Genomic DNA, 19,881 nt, shown 5'->3' with positions numbered 1-19,881 from the left:
ATAAATTTAAACCAATATTCCCCAATACTATTATAACAGTTAATTAATTCCAATTAGCTTTATTCTAAATATTCAGAAAACTGTTTTGGTAATTATAAAGGACATGTCTAAGTGCATGTCCTTTATTAAAAATAATTTATATTAGAAAGTCTTTTTCTTATTCTTCAACAGCATATAAATAGTCGTCTATATATTCACCTATTCTATCTTTTAATAAATCCTCTGCTGTTGGATTTAATATTCCATCCCTAACCTTTTTATATTGTTCATGCATAAATTGACTTATAATAGTCATAGGTATTTCTATACCTTCTAAATTGCTCATTAATTTTTCTAAAGCAAAGTTTACCTCATCCTTTGGCATATAGTATCTAGCTCTATCAGATAAACTATATTTTCTTTCTAGCTTAATTTTATCTCCTGTTCCTGAATAGTGATTTATCCAGTCTTTAGTTTCTTTAAGCATACTAAAGTCTAATATTTCAATAAAATTAGACAACTCTACATCTGGATTATATCTTAATAATTCATTTTCTATAAGATTTAATGCAAATATACCTTCTCTAAAACCAAAAGTTAATGCTGGTCCAACTTTTAATATTATAAATCCATCCTCTACCATTTCTCTTAATGCTTTTGGAGTTTGATAATCTGTTGAGTGAGCTTCAAATATTAATTGAGGATAATCCTTTAGTGCATCTATTAGCTCTTTAGCTTCTTCCCTATTATATTTCCATACATAATCACTACTAAACTCAACTCCTGGTTGAACAACAACACCTATTACATATTGCCATGCTTCTCCTACTCCAAAGCTTTCAAAAGCTACTTTAAATGTTTCTACAGTGTTCTTAAAGCCTTCTACGCTAGTTACTTTAGGACCTTCTTCCTCTTCTTCTACTTGCGCTCCACCTGGTATAGGAACTTCACTACCTATTATATAAACTGGGTGAATAGCATCTTCATCATTTTCTTTTAACTCTAAATATGCTTCTTCTGCTATTTTACATAATACAGATGCTCTATTTGCTATTAAACTATCGTCAAATAAACCATTTTCAATATCACCTTTTAAAGGCATACTAGTGTCTAGGTGAATTTTAGTAAATCCAGCCAAAACATATTCTCTAATTAAATTTTTAGCATTTTCCATAGCTTCTCTTGGATCTATATTTTTCCAAGTTAATGGTCCTAAATGATCCCCACCTAAAATTATTCTTTCTTTTGGAAATCCTACTTCTTCAGCTATTTTATAAATATATTTAACGTAATCTTTTGGCTTCATTCCTGTATATCCACCAAATTGGTCAACTTGATTTGCAGTTGCTTCTACTAGTAAAGGTATATTTTTGTTTAAAAGTTTTTCCATTGAAGCTTCAATTACATGCTTATTTGAACAACAAACTGAAAATATTCCAACATTTTCTCCACTTTTATATCTTTTTACAATTTCTTTCATAGGATGTACCATCTTATCACCTCTTAAAATTTTTGAATATAAACCCTACCCATATATGAAAGAAAATAATATTCTAGCTCTTGCTTTCATATTATCTTCTTTCGTATTTACTATATTATTTTCTTTTAAATATTTAAATTAAGCTTTTCCATTACTTCCACAAACCATTATTTTGTGAGCAACTATTTTTTTCATAGCTTCTTTACCAGGAGCCATATATTTTCTTGGATCATTAGCATCTGGATTTTCAATAAAGTATTTCTTTACTGCATCAGAAAATGGTATTTTTAAATCTGTTGCTACATTAACTTTGCATATTCCAAGCGAAATAGCCTTTTTAACTAATTCATCTGGTACATCTGATGCTCCATGTAAAACTAGTGGTACATCTACCATATCTCTTATTTCCTTTAATCTATCAAAGTCAAGCTTTGCTTCACCTTTATATAATCCATGAGCTGTTCCAATAGCTACTGCTAATGAATCTATTCCTGTTCTTTCTACAAATTCTTTTGCTTGTTTTGGATTAGTGTACATAGCATCTTTTTCATCTACTACTAAGTCATCTTCTTGCCCACCTAGTCTTCCAAGTTCAGCTTCTACTGTTGCATCAAATTTATGTGCATATTCAACTACTTCTTTTACTGTTTTTACATTGTTTTCAAAATCTGAATGTGATGCATCTATCATTGTAGATTTAAAGCCTAAGTCTACGAAATGCTTAATTTCTTCAACTACTTCATAGTGATCTAAATGTATTGCTATTGGAATGTTATGCATTTTAGCTGCAACTTCTGCCATAGCTACTATATACTCTCCACCTGCATAAGCTATTGTTGATGGTGTACCTGCTAAAATTACTGGTGATTTTAATTCAGCTGCTGTATCTACCACTACTTGTAATGTTTCTAAGTTATGAATATTAAATGCTGGTACAGCATATCCTTCTCTTTGAGCTTTCTTTAACATTTCTCTTGTTGATAATATTTTCATAATTTACTTCAACTCCTTATGTATTTTTTATATTCCATTTTTCATATCAAGTTCAATTTGTTTATTTAATATATTCTTTTACTTATTATATTTGTGAATTATTACACCTTTAACAACTCTGTTAACTGTACCATCCGGTCTTGGATTATCAGGAGAAATTCCTAATTTTAAAGAACTAAATAATCCAAACACTTGCCCAAATAACATATAGTTAAATACTGTATAAACCTCTGGAATTTCTTCACCATCAATATTTAAATATTTATCACATAAACCATTTAATTCATCATTCTTTTTATAGCTAATAACAGCTAATTTATGCTTACCTGTATCTCCATGTATTTCTTTTATAAGATCCATATCATAAAGATTAGTATACTTATTATTAGAATTCATAAATATTACTAATGTATCATCGTTTATTATTGATTTTGGACCGTGTCTAAATCCTAATACAGATTCACAAACAGTAACTACTTTTCCACTTGTAAGTTCTAAATTCTTAAGTGCCATTTCTTGACATAACCCCTTTAGTACTCCTGATCCTAAGTAAACTACTCTTGAAGCATTGTAATCAACTAAATCCTTTATATCTTTCCACTTGTTATCTAAGATATTGTTTCCTTGATTAACTACTATATCAACATACTTTTTATTTTCGTCTAAGTTATTAATATCAAATACTAATAATGAAGCTAATAACATACAGCTAAATGAACTTGTCATAGCAAAACTTTTATCATTTGATAGTTCTGGCATTAATAAGCAAAGGTTATTATCACTTTTAGCTGCCTTTTTCGCAAGTTCTCCATCTTTATTACACGTAATTACCAGTTGAGATATGTCTTTTACATTTTCTCCGAATATATCATAAGCTCCAACACTCTCTGGACTATTTCCTGATCTTGCATAAGAAACTAAAATTGTCGGTGTGTCTTCTTCTATAAATTCTGCTGGATTTGATACTAAATCTGTTGTAGCAATAGCCTCTACTCTTAAATTTAATTTCTTTGCTAAATGTAAGTAAATCGTATCTCCAACATAGTCAGAAGTTCCTGCACCAGTTAATATTATTCTTGTATTACTCTTTAGTTTTCTATCTAAGAAGCTTTTTATTGCTTCTTCATTTTCCTTTACTATATTATAAGTTTCTCCCCATAATTTAGGCTGCTGTCTTATTTCTGTAGCTGTGTACATTGCCCCTAATTCATTAATTCTTTCCATTTCCATTCCAAAAAACATCTTAATACCTCCTACATCTGTTAATGTCATCATTACCAGTTTAATTAAAAAATTTTTGTTTTTAATTGTTATTTAATTTTACTCTATACTTAAATTTGTCCCCTCTAGCTACTCCAACAGTATATTCTATTATATCTTTATTTTCATATGTTAGTCTCTCTATTTTTAAACTTGGAGCACCTTCTTTAATATCTAAGTATATACTTTCTAACTTATTAGTTAATATAGGTTGAAAAAATTCTTCTGCTGCTGTTAGCTTAACATTAAACTCCTTAACAAGTACATCATACATAGGTTTTTCTATTAATTGATTTTTTGTTAAGTCTTTAAACCTATTAAAGGGAAGATAAGTAGTTTCATATATCATATGAATACCATCAGCCATTCTTATTCTTGATATCTTGTAAAGTAAATCATCATTATCCATTTTGAAAATGGATCCAACTTTCTCTTCAGCTTGGACTATCTCAAATCCAGTTACTTCTGAGCTAGGCTTTTTCCCAAGCTTTTTCATTTCTTCTGTAAATGAATAAAAAGAAATTAAATCTTGATTGACTCTTTTGGGAGATACAAAGGTTCCTTTACCATGAACTTTATATATATATCCCTCTTTTTCAAGCTCATCTAAAGCCTGCCTAACTGTAGTTCTACTTACATCATACTTTTCACAGATTTCTCTTTCAGAAAGTATTCTTTCATTTTCCTGTAGAGTGTTCTCTATCATTTCTATAAGTATTTCCATCAATTGTAAATATAGTGGTATTCTAGAGCTTTTATCAACAATATTCATTTTTTCACCTCATTGATCATATTCTAATTATACCATAGTTTATTATATTAAAAAACATATTTAATTTAAATACTTCTTTAATATAATTTCTGATTTCAAAAAAATATATATATTTCTATTATTCAATCTACATTGTAAACGCTAAAATAAAACATGTCAAATATCTATTTCGATATAAATTAGTTTTTACCAAATGTAATTAAAGCTATAATAAGCAAATAGTCTGTGTTTGCTCTTATGGTGATTCATTCCATTTTCATAAGAGCTCTCACAGACTATAACTCATTTTATTATCACCTATTATTTATTTCTTTTTCTCATAATAGATATTCCTAATGCTGTTGTTAATGTTCCCAGTAATGTCATTAAACTGGCTGGTGTTCCTCCTGTACTTGGTAGGTTATTTGCATTATTTCCTTTTCCAGTATTATTATTTCCATTGTTTCCACTAGCCCCGTTATCAGCCCCATTATTCCCTGTATCTTCACTATTACCTTGTGCAATTTCTAAGTTAGCTAACGCTAATTCTAATCCATTTGCTGCTTCATCTACTTCTTTTTGAGTAGCTTCTTCATTAGCTAAAACAGCTTTAACTTCTTTTAATTTTGCATTAAGAGTATTAACAGTTTCCTTAGTATATTTAGATGTGTATATTGCTTCAGCTTTATTTATTAATGCTTCAAGTTTAGACTTATCAGGTATTAATCTTAAATCTAAATAAGCTTTAACTAATTTATTATAAGCATCCTTTACTTCTGCTTCCATTGCATTTTCATCTGCTATTACATTATTAGCTTTTTCAACTTCAACTTGAAGTGCAGACCAGGTAGCTTCTTTATATTTGCTTCCATCTAAAGCATTTATTATTTGAATTAGTTTTTCAAGTTCTGCCTTATCACCTTTTTTGAATTCTAACATATGGATTGCCTTAACTAATTTCTTTATAGCTAATTCTACTTGAGCTTCTGTAGCATTTTCATCAACAAAAATAACTTTCGCTTCTTCTAATGCTTCTTCAAATTCCTTAACCACTACTGGAACAACATTGTCAAGTGCTCCATTTGCCTTTACATCTTCAGCATATTCTATAACCGTTTCTAATACTGCTTTATCAACCTCTTCAGTATTTTCATCTTTAATAATAAGGCTATCAATTGCATTTTTCAGAGTGTCCATGGCTTCATTAACATCTGCTTCAGTTGCATTTTCATTATTCACTACTGATCTTGCCTTATTTAATTCGGCTTCTAATAATATCCATGATTCTTCTGTATAATATTCCTTATTTAAACCTTCTACCTTTATTAATAAGTTATTTAAATCTTTAGCTTCTAATAATGAAGAATATGCTAATTCTAAATCATTTTTTAATATGCTTAAAGCTTGTGTATTAATAACATCTAAAGAAGTAATTTTTGAAGCAATTTCCTTATATTTATTTACAGTTGCTATTGTGTAGTCACTTTCATTTATCTTTTTAACTAATGCAATAGCCTCCTTTATTTCATCTTGTGTTGCTAACCTATCTTTTTTAGAAACATATATTTCCTTTACTGCTGCAAAATTGGCTCCATTAAATGTAGAAAGTGCAGTTAATCTAATTCCATTAGCTATTATACCTTCTTCCAATTCTATTTTGTCATTTTTACCGTCTACAAATTCTCCTTCTTTGATAGACTTCCATTCTCCACCAACTTTAGCTTCTAATTTATATTTTTTAATAGTTCCATTTGACCCTTTACCACGTGATAATACATTTACACTATCAAATGAAATTTCTTTTCCAAAATCCATTGAAATCCAATGGCTTCCTGAATGATTATCTCCACCTACATAATTTGTATGCCACCAGCTATTTTCATTTTCATCAATTGCTGATGATGCAGGGCCATCTCCAGTTGGTGATGTCATTCCTGAACATGCACTTGCCTTCCAATCTTTTCTGTCATATTCAATTATAGGTGCCTTACTATATAAAGAATAATTCGCCTTTACTTCATCGTAATAAATTGAAGTATTTTTTAATCTTATTTCCCCTAAAATTCCGCTGAAGTTATTATCAGCTAATTCTATTTCACCACTTACAATTGATTGGTTAGTTTTTGATTCATCATATACAGAGTTTGCAAGCTCTCCATCAATATAAAGCTTAATCATTCCATTAACTTCACGAACTGCAGTAATTTGATGTAAATTCCCATCATTAATTTTACCTACTACAGTAGTTTTTGTTGATGTTGGCACATATTCATCTGTTCCAAATGTTCCATGAGCTTTTTCAACAACAGTAGTTACATCTGACTTTGAATTAACATTTAAGTCTTTTACTTTAAAGCTTAAATACCCTTCTTCATTAATAGATAAATTAATATCTTCACCTTGCTTAAATAAGTTAACTCCACTTGATTTAGTATTTACAGCCATACTAATTGCAAAATCAGTTGTCCCTTCAAATGCTTTATTTGTATTTACTTTATAAGCTTTATCAATATCAAAGAAGAATGTATTTAAATTCCCATTGTATTTCTTAGTTACATTCTCTCCATTTACTAAATCCTCGCCTGATTTTACAGACATAATCTTTAAATCATTATATACTGGAATTGTTAATGTTACTGATGATGTATTACCTACATCATCTTTTTCTCCATTAATACTTAATACCGCATTATCTACTAATTTATTTTCAGTATTAATTACAACAGTTCTATAATCATCTAGTAATTTAGTTTCTGTAACTATATTTCCTTCAACAATATAAGCTTCCTTAAGGTTTTCTATACGTTCATTATACTTAATAGTAATTTCTTTATCTCCAGTTACTTTAGAAGATATAACTTTTGCTCCTTCATTATCAATTTTTCCATATTGGATAATTCTAGTTTCATATGGTTTTAATTTAACTATAACATTATCTCCATAAGATACTGTACCAGCCTCACCAGCAACATATGGCAATACTTGATTTGCCTTAAGGTCTTTAACTGATTTAGGAACTCCAACAACATCAGTTAATTGTAATGTAAATTCTTGTTCTTCTCCTGTTGGATTTCTAAAAGAAATAATTCCTTCATTTCCATCCCAAGATGAATACCCATATACTCCTTGAGTTGCACGATTACCAAACAACTTAGCTTTTTCTAAAATATGAGCATTTGTTTGTGCAAAATCTAATGCATCTGCGTTTACTCGCCATTTTTCTTCATCCATAATTGATGGAGAATAATATAGTTCCCAAAATGCTGTTCCACGAACTGAATTTGCAAATAAGAAATCTCTAAAATCCTCTGTAGTTGCTGAACTTCTATCTGATACCCCATAAATAGGATCATGGTTATATATATTTTTTAATGGGAATTGAACTTGATTTACTTTAAATAAGTTATAATAAACATTATCTCTATATGTGATTTTTTGTTGATGTCTTGCACCAGTACCTGCCTCACCTGTATCTCCAGAGTCTTGTACCCACACAGTATTTACCCATTGTAAAATCCAAGGGCTTAAATTTACATAACAAGTAGCATTAATAAATAAATCCTTACCTTCATCTTTACGACTTGCCCTCATTTCTTCCCAAGCATTTGTCCACTTTTCCCATAAATCTGTTGTATAATATGAGTTATTAGTACCACCAGTCATATGGTCATGGCTAGCATTTGTACACGGTCTTACTGCAAAACCATCTATTTTCCAATAATCAACATCAAATCTTGTTTGATAGTCAATAAACATACTTGTTAAATTCTTTACATATTTATCAGAACCTACACAAACATTTGCCCAATAATCCTTTTGCATATATCCAGTTCCCATTTTTTCTAGATATTTTGCAAAATTACCAAAATAATTATAACCACCTTGTGGTCCTACCCAAACTCCAAATTTTGATTGAAACTTTTGAGTTAATTCAGTAGATGTATATAATTCATTAGGGAACTTATCATTAAACTCCCAAAAACCAGTACGATTCATACTTTCCCCAGCATCTGGTACTGAAATATTTGGATTAAATTCTGGATCTCTATAATTGTTCCATCCATCATCAACAACATAGGAATCAACAGGTTCAACACCATTTTGAGTTAATCCCTTTTCTGAACCATAAAATGACTTTGCAATACTTTCATCCGTTATTGCTAACATATTATCATACCATGAATTATATTGCTTTCTAAATTCAGTTGGAGTTGCAATTTCTGATATATATTCATAAAAATCAGTTTGTACAACATCTGTATCTGTCCCTTTTGCAGCACCTATAACATTTTGCCATGACACAAATTTACCATCTGTTGTTAATTGATTGTCTTTAGCTAGTCTATCAAAAGTTTTACCACTATAATATCTTATTTGCATCTCATTATTAATCATATCTGTATCTGCTGCTGGAAATTCTGAACCAAAGAACATACCATTTGCATATATAGGTTGCCCTAGCATCAATTCATTTTTACCAATCCACATTGATGATACATCTTTTAAATCTGGATGAGACCAAACAGTATTCTTAATTTCATCAGCTAATACAAAATGATCTAAATCTATATAATCTATTTGAGCATTATTGTTATTAGTTTTTATTTCAAGGAATGACCTCATATAGTGATCATTACTTTCAAGAACAGTAATCATGTCAATTTCATATTCAATATTTTTGAAATTATATGGTTCATAAGCTATAGTAAGCTTTTTACCGTTTTCAATATCTTCTACTTTAGTATTTTTAGTATCAATCTTTAAGTTTGTTGATTTAATTTTATTATCCTTAGTTGGAGCTTCGGGAGCTTTATAACTATCTGAAAATAAATTAATTTCTGCTCCTGTAAATTCTTGAGTACCACCTAATCCATCAGATAATTGGTCTATTCTTACATATCTTGTCGTATGGGCTTTATCCAAATTACCATAAACAACATCCCCTACATTATATAATTGTCCTTCTTTGTGTAAGTTGTAATCACTTCTTTTAAGTTCTCCACTACCAGCTTCTGTCCAAGCTGTTCCATCACTACTTACATAAAGTTTATATTGCCCCATGCTTCCATTTATCCCATATGCAGAATCTTGATATCCTGGCCTCTTTAAATATGAAAAAGATGATATAGTTTTTTCTTCTCCTAAATCAACTTTTAATGAAATTGGATATCCTGCAATTTGATAATCGTCAATATAGGTATCCTTATTTCCATCAAATAATTTTAATACACTTACCTCTGAATATGTTTTACCACTATTTGCAGATAAAGTTGCCTTCCAATTAGTACGATTTAATATTTCTGTTGGTATAGTTGGTTTAGGGCTTTCTGGTTCTTGTCCTTCTTGTTGTATTGTGTTAATTATAAAATCCTCTGAACCTGATTTTGGTATTAATTTTGTATTAGCTCTGTTGTTTTCTATTAAGCTTGTTAATACCTTACCTTCAACTATTGAAAACTCTCTTTTAATATAGTCATTACCAATGATGATTTTATTGTTATCTAAACTAGCTATAATATTTCCTTCTCTAATACTTTCAGCTTTTACTACAAATGATGTATTAGTTAAAACTATATTAAAGCTTAAAATTATAGATAATGATATTCTTGAAAATCTATTCAATTTCATCATTTCTCTTTCCTTTCTAATATTAACTTAGATATAATTTTCAAAATATTTGTATATGTGTAAAAATGTTGTCGTTATTTTAAAATAGTTTGCTCTGATTTAATAAAATAGTTTAGTTACTATTCTATTAAATCTTTGCAAACTAATTTATCATTTTAATCTCTTATTCTTCGTTTCTTTTTCTTTTTTTCATTATAGAAACTCCCAACAATGAAGTTAATGTTCCAAGTAATGCCATTGCACTAGCTGGTGTTCCCCCTGTACTTGGTAATTTCCCTCCATTATTGCTGTTGTTATTATTGTTATTTCCGTGGCCATTACCATTGTTATTTCCATTTCCGTTACCATTATTATTTCCGTTGTTATTTCCATTACCGTTGCCGTTATTGTTTCCATTGCCTTCATTATTAGTGTTTCCACCGTTTCCGTTACTTGCAATTAAACCTTCTAAAGCTAACTTTAATCCATTGGCTGCTTCATCTACTTCACTTTGGCTAGCTTCTTCATTGTTAAAAACAGATCTAACATTAGCTAATTCTAAACTAACCTTATTAGCACTTTCCTTAGTATATTTAGATAAGTCTATTGCTTCAGCCTTCATTATTAAATCTTCAAGAATAGATTTATCTGGGATTAATCTTAAATCAAGGTAAGCTTTTATTAACTTATTATAAGCTTCATTTATTTCTTCTTGACTTGCATCCTTATTACTTAAGATTCCCTTAGCATAATCTAATTCTGCCTTGAACTTATTAACAGTTCCTGTTGTATACTTAGATAAATCTTTAGCTTCTAATTCAGCTACTAATTCTCTAAGTTTAGAATTATCAGCTACTAATTCTAATTCAGCGAATGCCTTATTCAAGCTTTCATAAGTTTTAGCAACTTCTTCTTCCATTGCATTTTCATCTGCAATTACTTTATCAGCTTTTTCAAGCTCAACTTGCAATGCATTCCAAGTTGAAGTTGTATATTTACTTTCATCTAAAATTTTAATTATTTCAACAAGTTCTTTAAGCTTTGTCTTATCTCCTACTTTGAACTCTAGCATATGAATTACGTTTATTAATCTCTTTTCAGCTATATCTACTTGAGCTTGTGTAGCATTTTCATTAGCTAAAACTTCTTTAGCTTCTTTTAATGCAGCCTCAAGTTCTTTAATTACTGCTGGAACAACACCTTCAAGCTCTCCATTTGCCTTTAAGTTTTGAACATATTCTATTGCCATTGCTAGAATTGTTTTATTAACTTCTTCAACATCGTCTTTCTTAACAAGATTATCAATTGCATCACTTAAAATATTAATTGCTTCATTAACTTGCTCTTGAGTTGCTGAATTATAATTTAATATTCCCTTAGCTGCATCAATTGCTACCTTAACTGCATTAAAGCTTTCTGCTGTGTAATCAGCTTCAACTAATGCCTCCGCCTCGCTAATCTTACTACTTAAGTTTGATTTATCTACTTCTGACTGTTCATAGAATTTAAGTTCAGCTATACTTGCATATTTATCACGAGTATCACCTAAAGTTTTTACTGCAGTAAATCTAACATATTGAGCCTTAGTAGTATTGAAACGTATTGGATTATATCCCCTATTTTCCAATCCTGAACCATTACTTGCTTCTTTAAAGGTTCCTTTTCTAGCTTCTGTCCAATTTTCGTTATCTAAACTAGTTTCAACAATATATTCAGTTACATGTCCATTTTTACTGTTTTGTCTTGGTAAATAATCAATTTGATTAAGGTTATAAGGTTTGTCTAACTTAACTACTATTGAAACTGGTAGCTTATGAATACTTTGATAACCCGAATGCCATATTGTATTTTCATCACCATCTACAGCATTTTCCATAAAGTCACTATCAGCTTCAGAAGTTGCAAATATAGCTTCTAATTTACTAAAGTCAATTACATTTAAGTTAGCATCGTCACGTTCTTTTAATCCATTTATAGCTACTCTTATTGATATAATCGCAGAACTTAATTCTGATTCTGTCTTTGCTGTTTCTAATACTTTTTCAGCATTTTCTATAGCTTTTAGTAATTCTGAATAAGTTTCCTCTGTATAAATTTCACTATTCTTTGAGTATGACTTACCCTTTTCAATAGCTTCAATTAATATAGATTTATCAAATCCATCAAGTACTGTAACTTCATGCTCAACGCTAAGATTTCCATCAGCAGTTGTAGCTTTTACCTTTGCTGTACCAGGCTTAACCCCTCTTAAATAATAAGTGGCTGAATTATCATTATCTACACGTATAACCTTTACTACCTCTTCATTCTCTGAAGTAAGTTTATAATTTAAATTTGCAGTTTCAGGTAATACTTTTGCAAATATAGGTGCTATCTTATTTACATAAAGATTTGTTGGTGCATTTTCTAAGAATTCTATTGATGATGGTGCTTGTTGCTTTTCTTCATAGAATTCTATTTCATTTATTGCTAAAGTGTACATATCTTTATTAGATTCTAAAGCTGTAATTACTATTTTATCAAAGGATTTACCTTCTAAATTGTATATAGTTTTTGCTGTCGTAATATTAGATACTTCACCTAAATCTGTTGAAACACCATTTAAGTATCCAACTGCTTTTACTTTTTTCATTGCTGCAATATTATTTTTACCATCAGCATTAGTTCTATTGTATATTGTAAAGTTATTAAACTTCTTAGCTTCATTAAATGTAAATGTCATTTCAAATGGAAGCTTTCCTTTATCTACTTGATCAGCAGAATATACCCATTTTAAATCCATACGAGAACTATCAGCACTACTTGTAGTTCCATCTATTAACCTGCTTAATCCCATTCCTGTTTGTAATTGTGACTCATCACCAGTTACAGTAATACTTTCTTTTCCAACCTTCACTACTGAATCTTTATTCCCTGGTAATGGATCTTCTGGATTAGTAATATTAGCAACTGCATTTTTAGAATTTAGGTTACTATCAACTACTAATGCATCACTTAATACTAAGTCAAAATTAATATCACTCTTTGCTTTTAAAGTAATTGTTGCAAGGGTATCTGTTCCGTTAAGTCTAACGTTATCACCAATATTAGTAAACACAGTGTAAAGATCTTGTGAATTATCACTATGAACCCTAATCTTTGAGAAGTTCTTCATAGAAGCTGTTGAGACTGCACCTTCTGTTTTTATAAATTCATACTTACTTGAATCTAAAGGAACCTCTGCACTAAAGGCATTAACATCTGTTAATCCAGTACCTACAACATCAACAGTAAAAGTTTCACCTGCTGAAATACTTGTCTTATTAGGAACTAGCATAATTTCTCCAGCAACATTTCCACCTTCTGTTGGTACTATACCACCTTCTAATTGGCTTGCTACATAACTTATATCGTAAGCATCAATAACATTATTAAAGTTTAAGTCAGCCATTGATACATAATCCCAATCTGCATCTACAGATGATAAGCCAGTGTAATTTTGAAGGAATGTTAAATCTCCTTCTTCTATTGTTCCACCATTGTTCCAGTCACCAACAAGTTGACCACTAGTTCCATCTACCTTATATGGTCTAAACTCTCTCATTGCCAAGAAGTTACCAATTGATTCTTTTGTTACAACTTTAAAGTAACGTGCTTTAATTGGTGAAGTAAAGTTTATAGTCTTTACTTGTCCATCTGTAGCCCAAGCTGCATTTCCTGAATCACTTGCATTACTAAATACTTTTTGATAATTTACTCCATCTAAGCTACTATAAATTTCAGCTCGTTTTACAGACCCATTTCCATAATTTCTAAATAACAAATCTAACTTTTCAATTTGATAAGCTTTTTGCATATCAATTATAAATGGCTTACCAATTGCATTTCCTGCTGAGTGGAATTGAGAGTTATCATCACCATCTATAGCATTGGAAGCTACCTCACTACCATAGTTTCCTTCTGTCCACTTAACAGTCATATCTTTAGGAACATTACGATATGGGTCTAAATCTGTTTTAACTATTAATTTTTCACTCCAGTTTGAATAACCATCCTTATTTACACTACGAATACGATAGCTGTAATTAGTATCAAAATCTAAATTTTTATGAGCATATTGTGTTGCTGTTATATTTTTTTGTATTGTTCCATCAATTTCAATTTCATAAGATTCTGCTCCTTCTACTTTATCCCAAGTTAAATTTATTGAATTTGAAGTTATTGAATCTTCTGGAGCAATGAAATTCTTAGGAATACTTAACTTTGTATTAACTTCATTTTTAGAAATGTCTTGAGTATTTATAAAGTCGTTAATAGTTAATTCAACTTCATTTTCTTTCACATTTGTCTTTTCTGTTTTTATATAAAGCTTAGGTGTAGTATTTATTTTTACATTCGCAAATTCTGATCCTTCTGTTGAGTATTTATTTAAATTTGGAGTTTCATCATAAAAATAAAGATTTGTTCCCTTTTCAAACTCTTCTAAAGATGCTGCTTCTTTTAGTGAAACATTTCCATTTCCAATCTTTAATGCCAAATCTGTTGGCTTTTCACTAACATTTACTATGAATTCTGTTGATCTATCATTTACAATTCCTTCATAATCTCCAGTTAGTAAACCTGCTTTAATTACAGCTTTTCCTTTTCCTTCCTTAGGAGCTGATGAAGTTATCATTGTTGTTGCTGATTTTCCTTCTTTATAGTCTGTAGTTAATCCATCATCTTCATAAATTTCAAAATTAGTGTCTCCACTTGGATATACTTCAAATTTTCTTTGTGAACGATCTATCTTTTCTGGAGTATTATTTTCATTATTCATAGGAATAATAGCTCCGTTTTTAACAAATAGAGGAAGCTTCCAAATAGGTGTATCAAAGTTATTTAATACTCCGCCACCTCTATATTGCTTTCCTGTAAAGTAATCAATCCATATCTGATCTTCGTCTGGAAGATATATATCATTACGTATATCATTACCCTTTGCATCAGCTGCAGTATTTTGATATACAGGTGCTACCAATAGGTTTGGTCCCCACATATATTGATATTGAGTATTTGCTCCATAAGTGTATGCATTAGGATATTCTAACATCATTGCACGTATCATAGGAGTTCCTTTAGTAGTCGCTTCATTTGCAATAGTATAGTTATAAGCCATCATTTCTGCTTTTAATTTTAAATACATACGGTTAATTGAAGTAGTTGGCTCACCAAATTGATAAGGTTTCTTAGGGTATTTTCCCCAACCATCCATGTCTATTTCAATTGGAGTAAATGCCTTCCATTGAATATCACGAGTTTGAATTAAACTATCTCCACCAAATATTCCATCTATATCTGAACCTACGTTAGGTTGTCCTGATAATCCTGAACCTATATAAGTTGGAATATGGAAACGAATATATTCCCAGTTACCCCCTGTTTGGTCTCCAGACCATATACCCGCATAACGTTGGGTACCAGCCCATCCATCTAATGATATAATAAAAGGTCTAGCACGATCCTTGGAGTTATTTACTATTCCTTCTGCTGCTTGTCTTACCGCATTAAGTGCAAAAGAATATCCTGCTCCTACCCATGCAACGTCTGTTTTAACTGCATTTGTTCCAGCAACTCCAACTTCTTTATCTATATCACGTTGTAAATAAACTTCTCCAATACCATTTGGTTTTAAGTCACTTTGTGTCCAAAGCCCAGTTTGTATTCCTTTACTTCTTGTATAATCAACAAACTCTTTTAAAAGAGCTATATTCCCATCAATAGTATTTGCACGCCCATATCCAGCACCATATCCATCGTTAGGTAAGAACCATCCAATAGGCATATCATTGTCAACATGTTCATCTACAACTTTTTTAGCATCTACCATTAAAGTTTCTTGACGGTCGAATCCTGGTTTTTGAGTTTGGGATTCTTGTCCAGTTTCATCGTTAATCCAGTCACGAGCATATGCATTTGCATGTCCTATATAAAATGCATACTCTGGTAATAATGCAGGTTTACCTGTTAAATCAGTAAATTTATTTATAATCTTTGTTGGAGTATCATCTACAAAATAATAGGCATCAAAACGTTTTTCTTCATGTTTTGTAATAACTTTTCCTTTTTCAGTTGAACTAAAAGCGTATTGTCCAGGTTTAAATGTATGACGCATTACTCCATATCCATTAGTTGATAAGTAAAATGGCGTTGGACTTGATACCCCTCCATCAACCCAATTATTTTCATTCTTTATATTTATAGTCTTACCTTTATGGGAGAAACGTCCGTTTTGTTGACCTCCACCATAGAAATATTCTTCATCGTTAGTTTCTAGAGTTTGAACCGTTTCATTAGCTTTATATTTTAGTGGCTCTGCTTCTTTCCAAATTGTCTTATTTGTTTTTTTGTTGAAAAGTTCCATTTTACCTGTTTCTTTTTCTACTTTTAATTCAATACTATCAGTAGAAACCTTTATAATATCGCCATTTTCTACTGTTGGAGTTATCTTACTATATTCATCCTCCGCTTTATCAATAATCTTTGTTATGTGATCCTTAGAATTTGGAGTTGGATCCTCTTGGAATTTACCTTCAGGATCCATGTATAGTCTAAATATATCGTTTTCTAAGAATGATACTCTGACTTTTTCACCAGTAGTCATTTCAAAAGTAACTTTATTACCTAACTTATCGAAGCTCTTAACTCCTCCAATTGTATTGTAGTCACTTGCTCTTGATTGTATAGATAAGTTTTCTTCATTAGAATTAGCTGTTATTGAGTACGCATAAGCTGATGCTGTTTGAATTGTAAGACTTGATGCCAAAGCAGTGGTTAATGCAAGTGCAGTTAGCCTTGCTATTATCATTTTTCTCTTCATAATTCCTCCTCAAATTTTTTCATTTTATTTTCTAATTAGTTTTATATAATAAAAATAAATTTAATAGTATAAACATATTGTTTATACTTATGTACTACTAACTGATTTTATCTTTAGGAATTAACTTTTTATGAATTTGAGATCCACATACTATGAAGTCTATTATTACTTATATTTATGTTTATAAGATATGAGCTTAGATGTCATGTCAATTAGATATGATAATCTGTTGTCTATTCTTGTTAGTAAAATATTGTACATATCATCACTTTACTTTTTTGTGAAAACATTTCGTTTTACTAATATAGGAAAATTATACAATTAATATAAATATTAATCTTTACACTTTTTAGTATTTGTCTTACTTTTTTTAACAACGTTTACAAATTAAAGTTAATTTTAGCTTTGTAAAAATATGATTTTAGTATTAATATAATTCTATATAATATATTAATACCTACTGCTAAGTTCTCTTTTAAATTCAAAACAAACTAGGAGCTGTCACATTAACGGATTTTAATCCGTTAATGTGACAGCTCCTTTTCTTATTTTATAAATTATATTTTATATATACTATTTCTTTGATTGTAAATTCTTATAAATATTTATACCTAGATTATTTTTAGACCATGATTCTTTTATTATAATCTAATATTCCATACAGTGCACAAAATAGAAACTTTAAAAATTTAAAATATCTATTTTATTAGTTTTTTTATTTTACTAAAAGCAACAATATTAATAATTCCTATATAAAAACTATATACTGAAGCTAATATACTTAAGACTAAAAATAATACATTAAAATTTTGTTGTATTGCATTTATAATAAGAAGAACACTTAACAAAACATAAGCACATGCTTTCATTATTGTCTTTTCTTTTTCCTTACTATTAATTATACTTTCTAACCTCGATGTCTTACGTTCTCTTTTAAAGTCCTTAATTACTTTTAGCTTCTTTAAAAAGCTAAGTCTAAAGTATAGTTCTACTAAAACTATAGCTCCAACTCCAACTAAAAACGTATTTTGCAAAGATTTAAAATAATCTCCTAATAAAATCATAACAATAAATATAGTTAAATATCTATGATAAAATATTCTAAATTTTTGTTCCATTTGCTTAGATACAATATATCCATTTTTATCAAAAACATTATAATAGACTGTATCTCCATACCTATCCAAGTATATGTTATTTCCGGCTAAATTTATAATATTCTTTTTCACTATAACATCGCCTTTCCTAAACAATATGTTTGATGTACTGAATAGTCACTATTAAGAATTACTAAATCACTATCATATCCAACTCCTATCCTTCCCTTACGTTTATCAGCACCTAAACACTTGGCCGGATTAATAGTGCATGAATTAACAGCATAGTTAAACGGTACCATAGCCTCTTCGACTAATATCCTAAGTCCATCATTCATCTTTAATGTAGAACCTGCTAATCCTTTTGTTTCTACTAAGTGAGCACTTCCATCCTCATAAATTTCTATTTCATTTCCTCCAAACATAAATTTAGAACCTGGCTTATACCCCTTTGCCATTAAGGCATCTGTAATCATAATTCCATAATCTGATCCCTTTGCATTAAAGAAATTATATAGAGCTGTGGTAGTAGAATGATTTCCATCACAAATTATTTCACCATACATTCCCTTAACCCTCAGTGCAACTCCAACTAATCCATTTTTTCTATGATTAAACGGTGTCATGCCATTATATACATGAGTTTGTGATCTAGCCCCATGCGCAAAAGCAAATATTGCATCTTCATATGTGGAAGCTGAATGTCCTATGCTTACTACTATATTATTGTTAAATAAATATTCTGTAAGTGAGTAGTCCTCATCTATTTCAGTTGCCAAAGTTACATATTTTATTAACCCTTTTGCTGCTTTTTGGTAACTTTGAAATTCCTTAATAGTAGGCTTAACTATATATTCTTTTGGTTGAGCCCCCTTATATTCCATATCAAGATAAGGTCCCTCAAAGTGAATTCCTAATATTTCTGCTCCTTCATATCCCTCTTCTACTACCTTTGCAACATTGCTTAAAGCTTTAATAAGCACTTCTTTGCTTTGAGTTATAGTAGTAGGTAATATTGAAGTAACTCCTTCACTTGCGATCATCTTTGTCCAATTTCTTAATCCTTGCTCATTTGCATCATTTGTATCAAACCCATAAGCTCCATGACAATGGATATCTATAAATCCTGGTAAAATTCTCTTATCAGCATAATCGTAAGCATCTTGCTTTTCATTATAAGCATAAATATTAACTATTTTATTATCATCTATCTCGATTTGAGCTGGAATAAATTGATCAGCAATCCAGACTCTCTTACTTTGTATTAACATGATATACCTCCTAATTAAACTTATATATAATTATACCTAAGTTTACTTGTCTAATATTTGCACTTTTCAACATATATCTTATATCTTTCACCAAGCTTATTGAATTTAAGCTACTCTTCATTATAATTATAATTATTAAACATTGTATAATCTATTTTAGGAGATGATGAAATGATAGGATTAATAATTAGTGGACATGGTAACTTTGCATCAGGATTACGTACATCTTTAAAGCTAATTGCAGGAGAACCTTGCAACGTAGAATATATCGACTTTGAGGAAACGGATTCAACAGAAGATTTAAAGAAGAAATATTATGCCTCATTAGAAAATTTAGATAATTGTGACAGTATTTTAGCTCTTAGTGATTTAGCTGGGGGATCACCATTTAAAACTTTAGTTGAAGTTAAAACAGAAATAGAAAAAACAATGGAAGTAATTGGTGGCACAAATTTGCCTATGCTTCTTGAAATATCTATGACTAAAGATATTATAGATGATTTGCATTCTCTATCTGAGTCAGCCATTGAAGTAGGTAAAAGTGGAGTTGTAAAATTTGAATTTATACTTCATGAAGATGATGAAAGCGAGGATGGTATCTAGCA

9 protein-coding genes are annotated in these 19,881 nt (G+C 30.0%); 1 reads left to right on the top strand and 8 read right to left on the bottom strand.

What is annotated here, in order from left to right:
• Positions 1–157: 157 nt before the first annotated feature.
• From ACZJV1_RS02380 to nagA, 8 genes are all read right to left on the bottom strand, one after another.
• Positions 158–1,471 (bottom strand): class II D-tagatose-bisphosphate aldolase non-catalytic subunit, encoded by a 1,314-nt coding sequence (locus ACZJV1_RS02380; RefSeq protein ID WP_463651296.1) that lies wholly within the window; start codon positions 1,469–1,471, stop codon positions 158–160.
• 126 nt (positions 1,472–1,597) lie between these two features.
• Complete coding sequence (locus ACZJV1_RS02375) at positions 1,598–2,455, bottom strand: tagatose bisphosphate family class II aldolase (protein WP_411170650.1); 858 nt, start codon at positions 2,453–2,455, stop codon at positions 1,598–1,600.
• A 75-nt stretch (positions 2,456–2,530) separates the two neighbouring features.
• The gene (locus ACZJV1_RS02370) at positions 2,531–3,694 is read right to left on the bottom strand and encodes an SIS domain-containing protein (RefSeq protein ID WP_411169674.1); all 1,164 of its coding nucleotides are present in this window, start codon (positions 3,692–3,694) and stop codon (positions 2,531–2,533) included.
• A gap of 61 nt (positions 3,695–3,755) precedes the next feature.
• Positions 3,756–4,484 carry a GntR family transcriptional regulator gene (locus ACZJV1_RS02365; RefSeq protein WP_460289083.1) on the bottom strand — a complete coding sequence of 243 codons (729 nt, stop codon included), beginning with the start codon at positions 4,482–4,484 and terminating at the stop codon, positions 3,756–3,758.
• A 300-nt stretch (positions 4,485–4,784) separates the two neighbouring features.
• A complete protein-coding gene (locus tag ACZJV1_RS02360; protein ID WP_463651295.1) occupies positions 4,785–10,094 on the bottom strand; it encodes a discoidin domain-containing protein in 5,310 nt (1,769 codons plus the stop codon).
• A 160-nt stretch (positions 10,095–10,254) separates the two neighbouring features.
• Positions 10,255–16,908 (bottom strand): discoidin domain-containing protein, encoded by a 6,654-nt coding sequence (locus ACZJV1_RS02355; protein ID WP_463651294.1) that lies wholly within the window; start codon positions 16,906–16,908, stop codon positions 10,255–10,257.
• A gap of 698 nt (positions 16,909–17,606) precedes the next feature.
• Positions 17,607–18,137 (bottom strand): hypothetical protein, encoded by a 531-nt coding sequence (locus ACZJV1_RS02350; RefSeq protein ID WP_463651293.1) that lies wholly within the window; start codon positions 18,135–18,137, stop codon positions 17,607–17,609.
• Positions 18,137–19,276, bottom strand: coding sequence for an N-acetylglucosamine-6-phosphate deacetylase (gene nagA, locus ACZJV1_RS02345; protein WP_463651292.1), 1,140 nt, complete (start codon positions 19,274–19,276; stop codon positions 18,137–18,139). Before nagA ends, ACZJV1_RS02350 begins: the two co-directional genes overlap by 1 nt.
• Before the next feature lie 171 nt (positions 19,277–19,447).
• Here nagA and agaF point away from each other — a divergent pair, with 171 nt between their 5' ends.
• Entirely contained in the window at positions 19,448–19,879 is a 432-nt protein-coding gene (gene agaF / locus ACZJV1_RS02340) for a PTS galactosamine/N-acetylgalactosamine transporter subunit IIA (RefSeq protein WP_463651291.1), read from the top strand.
• Positions 19,880–19,881: the final 2 nt, after the last annotated feature.

It is taken from the genome of Clostridium sp. LS3 (genome assembly GCF_055330225.1).
The sequence above is the reverse complement of the archived record's forward strand: the minus strand, read 5'-3'. Positions and strand labels throughout refer to the sequence as shown.

Coding starts and splice junctions, on each gene's coding strand:
- nagA (WP_463651292.1), bottom strand. CDS start 19,276: ATGTTAATACAAAGTAAGAGAGTCTGGATTGCTGATCAATTTATTCCA.
- ACZJV1_RS02370 (WP_411169674.1), bottom strand. CDS start 3,694: ATGTTTTTTGGAATGGAAATGGAAAGAATTAATGAATTAGGGGCAATG.
- ACZJV1_RS02365 (WP_460289083.1), bottom strand. CDS start 4,484: ATGAATATTGTTGATAAAAGCTCTAGAATACCACTATATTTACAATTG.
- ACZJV1_RS02360 (WP_463651295.1), bottom strand. CDS start 10,094: ATGATGAAATTGAATAGATTTTCAAGAATATCATTATCTATAATTTTA.
- ACZJV1_RS02380 (WP_463651296.1), bottom strand. CDS start 1,471: ATGGTACATCCTATGAAAGAAATTGTAAAAAGATATAAAAGTGGAGAA.
- ACZJV1_RS02355 (WP_463651294.1), bottom strand. CDS start 16,908: ATGAAGAGAAAAATGATAATAGCAAGGCTAACTGCACTTGCATTAACC.
- agaF (WP_463651291.1), top strand. CDS start 19,448: ATGATAGGATTAATAATTAGTGGACATGGTAACTTTGCATCAGGATTA.